General features: G+C 57.5%; 5 protein-coding genes. All 5 read left to right on the forward strand.

All coding sequences use genetic code 11. The features are described 5' to 3' along the window. Positions 1–123: 123 nt before the first annotated feature. The 5 genes from ASE39_RS14040 to ASE39_RS14055 all read left to right on the forward strand — a co-directional run bounded on the left by ASE39_RS14040 (position 124) and on the right by ASE39_RS14055 (position 5,792). Positions 124–1,038 (forward strand): 2OG-Fe(II) oxygenase, encoded by a 915-nt coding sequence (locus ASE39_RS14040; protein WP_140426783.1) that lies wholly within the window; start codon positions 124–126, stop codon positions 1,036–1,038. Positions 1,039–1,324: 286 nt separating this feature from the next. Beyond that, on the forward strand, positions 1,325–1,486 hold the full coding sequence (locus ASE39_RS26785; RefSeq protein ID WP_158004253.1) for a hypothetical protein: 162 nt from the start codon (positions 1,325–1,327) through the stop codon (positions 1,484–1,486). A gap of 260 nt (positions 1,487–1,746) precedes the next feature. Further along, positions 1,747–2,988 (forward strand): HlyD family efflux transporter periplasmic adaptor subunit, encoded by a 1,242-nt coding sequence (locus ASE39_RS14045; protein WP_057271559.1) that lies wholly within the window; start codon positions 1,747–1,749, stop codon positions 2,986–2,988. Continuing rightward, complete coding sequence (locus ASE39_RS14050) at positions 2,985–5,087, forward strand: peptidase domain-containing ABC transporter (RefSeq protein ID WP_057271560.1); 2,103 nt, start codon at positions 2,985–2,987, stop codon at positions 5,085–5,087. The genes ASE39_RS14045 and ASE39_RS14050 overlap by 4 nt, the downstream gene beginning before the upstream one ends. Before the next feature lie 156 nt (positions 5,088–5,243). Next, positions 5,244–5,792 carry a transposase gene (locus ASE39_RS14055; RefSeq protein ID WP_082615445.1) on the forward strand — a complete coding sequence of 183 codons (549 nt, stop codon included), beginning with the start codon at positions 5,244–5,246 and terminating at the stop codon, positions 5,790–5,792. Positions 5,793–5,946 lie beyond the last annotated feature (154 nt).

Consider the following 5,946-nt stretch of genomic DNA (forward strand, 5'->3'; position numbering starts at 1 on the left):
GATCGGGGATAGTGTTCACGTGTCCACCAAGAGTTGAGGTGGACACGAGGCTCCTATGACTCTAGCGAGTGTTCAAGATGGTCGGACTGGACGCTCACTGAGGAGGTCGCGGCCCTCGAGTGGATGTCGGTCGAGGTGATGGCGAATGCAATGAAAGCCGATGGTTTCCGCGAGCCGCAGGCCCAGGTGCTCGCCGCGCTAGGTGTATTGCGCCATGACGATTCGCCTCTGGTCGCTGCGCAACAAAGCTGGCGGATACAAGAAGCGGCGCACAGCCTGATACGCTACTTTGGTCCAGCACAGAAAGACGCAGCGATAGAACGCTCCAAGGCAAATGGAAATGCCTTGATGGTTGGGCCGCTACTACCGCAGCGTGTTGATTGCGACTTCAGGCACAGCGATGATCGCAAGGTAGAGGTACGCTTTAGCTGCAGCAATCCCGACGTGGTTCTACTCGATGGATTCCTGTCTCCGCAGGAGTGTGCTGACATCGTTGCATTGGCGAGAGATAGGGTCGTCGACAGCGCGGTCATGGGAGAGAAAGCCGATGTGGTAGACAGCGAGGTACGCTCAAGTCGCGACACCTCGCTTAGCTCAAGTGTCGCAGACCTGATCACCATCATAGAGTCCAGGGTCGAAGAACTTGTATCGTGGCCGGTCGACCACATGGAGGAGCTCTCCGTAGTGCGCTACGGCCCTGGCGAGAAGTTCTTGCCCCATTGGGACTACTTCGACGAAGCGTCCCTCTCCAACCACGACCACGCACTCGCTGCAGGCGGGCAACGAGTCGGTACGGTGGTGCTATACCTGAGCGATGTCGCACGAGGCGGGGCTACAAGCTTCGCGTTCGCGGGTCTGGACGTACGACCGAAGCAGGGAAGCGCCCTGTATTTCACTTATCGAATGCCTGACGGATCCATGGATCCAGCATCCCTTCACAGCGGTGAGCCGGTTCTGGAAGGTGAGAAATGGATCGCCACGCTCTGGCTGCGGGAGAAAGCAGTACGTATTCACAGCTCGGTATCGCAGTCATCATAAGAATCAGTATTTAGCCCTTGCGATAGAACTTTATGTTGCGACGCCGATGGCTGTTGAGATTCATTTGACTGCCAATATCGCAGCCCAGAAAGCGTCTGCCAACGAGTTCTTGTGCCACAACTACCGGAGCTGGTCTTTGTCCGCATCCTCTCCGGCTGCACGCATGCGGTACCGTGACCGTTGTGCGGACATCCGATAGTAAGGCATGGAGAAATGCGTTTGCCGGGACTCGTTCCCACCGGCAAATCTCAGCGATAGGGAACATTTACCAAGGAGTAAGAGAGAGATGAAAGATCTGAAGCACGTAGAAGAAAAAAATGCTGGCAAGTCGGCAAAGCCCGTCGGAAGTAACATGCTGAAGCTGCTGACAGCAAAGGAAATGCGCACCGTCTCCGGCGGCGCTTGGCGGGCAGTGCGGCCTCCGCGTTCCAACCCCGGCCACAACTGAGTCTGTAGGTTCGTATGCTGCCAGCTGCACTTGTGGCAATTGGCAGCACCGACTTTTCTCTGGCGGTAGTTCCGAACCCAACGCTTGGCATTTGAAATGCAACGACAAATGCGACCTACCCCGACCATGGACCGTCACACCCAGTCTTGGCGCCAGTTCAAGCGTTATTCCACTGAGTCAATCGCGATGGTACAAATTTGGGTCAGATTTCCTGGCGCACGCATTGCTGCGAGTGGCTCCGTGCGCCGCATAGTCCACGCATGAATGACCTATACCGCATCGAAGCCATTGACCAACAACGACAACGGTTGGTTGGCAACATAGTGTTGCGCCAAGCATGGCCCACCAAGGTGCTAACTGCCATATTTGGGGGCCTTTTTTGCTCGCTGATTTTGGTTTTTTTTCTATTCGGTTTTGCCCGGCGTGAGACTCTCTCTGGAGTGTTGCTTCCGGCTGCCGGACTCATCCAGATAAGCAGTCCTCAGCCAGGATTGGTGGAACACGCGAAATTCGACGAAGGCCAAACGGTTGTGCCGGGCGATGTGCTATTCACTCTTTCTGGAGAGCGCGATGGCTCAGGCGGGTCGACACGCCAACGTGTTGGCGAGATCCTCAGAAGGCAACGCGAGCAGTTGGTCGAACAAATCGGCATCGCGCAACGCCAGACCGAACTCGATCGCGCCGCCTTAGTACGTCGGAGCGGATGGATTGACACTCAGTTAGCACAGTTGGGATTCGGCATCGTGCGACAGCGTGACCGGGCCGAGTTGACAGGCGCTGCTGCTCGACGCTTCGAGAGCGCTGAGTACGCGCCGGTAGTTAGTCGAGAGAAGCTTGACGAGAAGCGTGCCGACCTCATTGAGCAGGAGGTGCGGCTTCACACCATGCAACGCGAACACGCCGCGCTGCTTGTTGAGCGCGACAAGTTGCGCGCTGAGATAGACAAGCTGCCACTGCAACTTCAGCGCGATATTGGAAGCTTGGAAAACAGCCTGAATGAAATTAGACGCGCCGAAGCGGAGAACGACACGCAGCGGCGCTGGGAAGTTCGGGCGCCGCGCGGTGGACAGCTGACTGTCATGGCGGTCAAAGCCGGGCAGACAGTGTCAGCAGGCGCCGCCCTTGCGAGCATCGCGCCCGAGGGTTCCGCACTAGAAGCGGTGCTGTATGCGCCGTCACGAGCGGCGGGGCAGATCGCCATTGGTACGCCTACACAGGTTCGGTTCGAAGCCCTGCCGTACCAAAAATTTGGCCAATTCCCGGGAGAGGTCCGTGAGGTTTCCCGTAGTCCGGTCCCGAGCCACGAGCGGGCATTGATCACATCTGCAGAAGTATCGATGTACCGCGTGAGGGTAATCTTGGGAACGGATCGACTCACCCCCGACTTGCTGGCAACGCTAAAGGCTGGAATGCAGATTAGTGCCACGGTGACAGTAGAACACCGACGATTCTACGAGTGGGTCCTGGGGCCGCTGCTGGGCGCGAAGGCACAGGCGATATGAGTAGTCTAGCTCTACTCACAGGTGGGCGTCGATTGCCGGTCATCCTTCAGGCTGAAGCGGCAGAGTGTGGTCTGACATCCGTGGCAATGTTGGCGATCTACCATGGCCACCGCTTCGAGATGAGTGATCTGCGCCGCCGCATGCCCGTCTCCAGCAAGGGAACCACACTGGAGAGCCTTGTTGCAATCGCTGAGACCTTCAAACTTGACACTCGTGCACTGAAGCTTGATTTGGACGCGTTGGATCAGCTTGTACTGCCCTGTATTGTTCATTGGGATATGAATCACTTCGTAGTGCTCAAGCATGTCAGTAGGCGTTTCCTAGTAGTCCACGATCCAGCAGTCGGTGAACGGCGCCTCGGCCTTGAAGAATTTTCCAGGCATTTCACTGGCGTGGCTATGGAACTGAAACCAGCAGCGAACTTTTCTCCCGTTGATGTGCGCAAGCCTCTGCGGCTGCGCACCTTAGTGGGGAATGTAGTCGGTCTGCGCCGAAACGTATTGCACGTTCTAGGATTAGGGGTGGCACTTGAGGTCGTGGCGGTGGCCATGCCCTTTCATTTGCAGTGGGTTGTTGATCAAGCACTGCCGGCGGCTGACCGTGACCTGATCACAGCGCTAAGTGCTGGCTTCGCGCTGCTGGTACTGTTGCACGCGGGCATTGCAGCGCTGCGCGGCTGGCTAGTCGCGACGTTGTCGGCAAACCTGAACTTCCAGTGGCTGGGCAACGTCTTCGCGCATCTACTGAAGCTGCCATTGGCGTACTTCGAGAAACGCCACTTGGGCACGATTCAGTCCTATTTCAGCTCGATCGGGCACATCCAACAGATGCTCACTAGCGGGTTTGCACAGGCCGTGGTCGATGGAATACTGACGCTCGGTACCGTTGCTATGATGCTGACCTACAGCGCGACACTGACGGGCGTGGCCGGGATGGCAGTGCTGGGGTATGCGGTCGTACGCCGTGTCGCATTCAGTAGCCTGCGCAATGCGTCAGTCGAGGAGATCGTATGGGACGCCAAACAGCACACTCACTTTCTGGAGACAGTGCGCGGCATCCAGGCTGTACGTCTGTTCAGTCGTCTCAACGAGCGCCGAATGGGCTGGCTGAATATGCTAGCCGACAAGTTCAACGCCCACTTGCGGGTTGAAAAGATTGGGGTCATTCAGCACACCTCAAAAGTGCTTATCTTCGGCCTGGAGAACGTGCTGATCATCTGGCTAGCCGGGCTGGCAGTGCTACGCACCGATTTCACCCTAGGCATGTTGTTCGCTTTTTTAGCCTACAAGGCGCAGTTTTCGCAACGCACGGCCGCGCTGGTCGACAAGCTATTCGAGTTCTCAATGCTTCGCTTGCACACCGAGCGATTGGCCGACATCGTGCAGTCTACGCCTGAGCAAGACTCGGTTATGCCCGAGATCGACTTGTCTCTCATGGAAGCGTCGATCGAGGTACGCGGTGTCTCGTTTCGGTACTCTTCAAATGAACCCCTCGTGCTCGACAAGGTAAATCTGTCAATCGCCGCAGGAGAATGTGTGGCTATTACAGGTGCATCCGGCTGCGGCAAGACAACTCTCACCAAGATTCTGCTCGGCTTGTTGGAGCCCAGCGATGGGGATGTCTTCCTGGCTGCTCACTCGCTGCGGCGCGTCGGCTTGACAAACTACCGCAAGTTGATCGGCGCGGTGATGCAGGACGACACGCTCTACACAGGTTCAATTGCCGACAACATCAGCTTCTTCGATCCGCAACCTGATGCAGAGTATGTCGAAGAATGCGCGCGCATGGCGGCAATCCACGAGGAGATCATTGACATGCCAATGGGCTACAACTCGCTCGTTGGCGACATTGGCAGTGGCCTGTCTGGTGGGCAGAAGCAGCGCATCTGCTTGGCTCGTGCGCTGTACCGTCGACCACGCATCCTTGTGCTTGACGAGGCAACCAGTCACCTGGACATACTGAACGAGCGCACCATCAATGAGACCATTAAGTCCATGAAGCTAACGCGCATCATCATTGCTCATCGGCCTGAGACCATCAACATGACAGACAGAGTGATTGTGTTGGAGAAAGGACGAGTAGCTCAAGACGGAGTGTAGGGCCAGCGTACACACGTTGCGCGAGCAGCAGATCGTGCGGCGGCTACATAGTGGCGACGTGCGGCGGCCAGACATGGGTATCCGTCCGGCCAACCTATCTACCCTGGATGAGCAATTGCGAGCACCATCGCGTCCACGTAAACCATCGTGCACACCATGTCTCAAGAGATTCCCGATTCGCGCTCCCATGCCCCCCGCACTCGCCGGGTCTACAGCGCGCAATTCAAGGCTGAACTGATCGCTGCATGCCTGCAGCCCGGCGCATCGATTGCCGCCACGGCGCGTGAACATGGCATGAATGCCAACGTGCTGCATCGCTGGCTCAAGGAGCATCGTCAGGGCCTGCACCAGAGCGCCAGCGATATAGCCCATGCTGTTGCGTGTGGCATCGCCCCGCACTGCGACGATGCAACTGGTAAGCTCATGGTCAATCCACGGCCTGTTTGCGCCCCAGCACATCAGGCCCATCCGGTGCCTGCCAACCCCGCACCCGCCTTCATCGCCATGACACTGGGCTCGCCAGTGATTGGTCCCCAGGCAGCGGGTGCACATGCGGCCCCCACCAGTGCTGCATCGGCAGCTGCCTCATCAGACATCCGCATCGAGTGCTGCAATCACGGCACCCTCGTGACGGTCAACTGGCCCGTGGGCGCTGCTGCCGAGTGCTCCCGCGCATTGCAGGGCTTGTTGGTATGCGCGCGGTGAACCCATCTTGATATAGCCCGTTCGAGCGTGTTGCCGCCGACCGAAATCTGACAGTCGGGGGTGCGGACAAAAACTTGGACTACCAGGAGGTAGTTCATGTATTCCTACGAAGATCGAATCCGAGCGGTCACGCTCTACATCAAGCTGGGCAAGC

Source organism: Acidovorax sp. Root267, from assembly GCF_001429215.1.
Classification (GTDB): Bacteria; Pseudomonadota; Gammaproteobacteria; order Burkholderiales; family Burkholderiaceae_C; genus Acidovorax; species Acidovorax radicis.

Coding starts and splice junctions, on each gene's coding strand:
- ASE39_RS14045 (WP_057271559.1), top strand. CDS start 1,747: ATGAATGACCTATACCGCATCGAAGCCATTGACCAACAACGACAACGG.
- ASE39_RS26785 (WP_158004253.1), top strand. CDS start 1,325: ATGAAAGATCTGAAGCACGTAGAAGAAAAAAATGCTGGCAAGTCGGCA.
- ASE39_RS14055 (WP_082615445.1), top strand. CDS start 5,244: ATGTCTCAAGAGATTCCCGATTCGCGCTCCCATGCCCCCCGCACTCGC.
- ASE39_RS14040 (WP_140426783.1), top strand. CDS start 124: ATGTCGGTCGAGGTGATGGCGAATGCAATGAAAGCCGATGGTTTCCGC.
- ASE39_RS14050 (WP_057271560.1), top strand. CDS start 2,985: ATGAGTAGTCTAGCTCTACTCACAGGTGGGCGTCGATTGCCGGTCATC.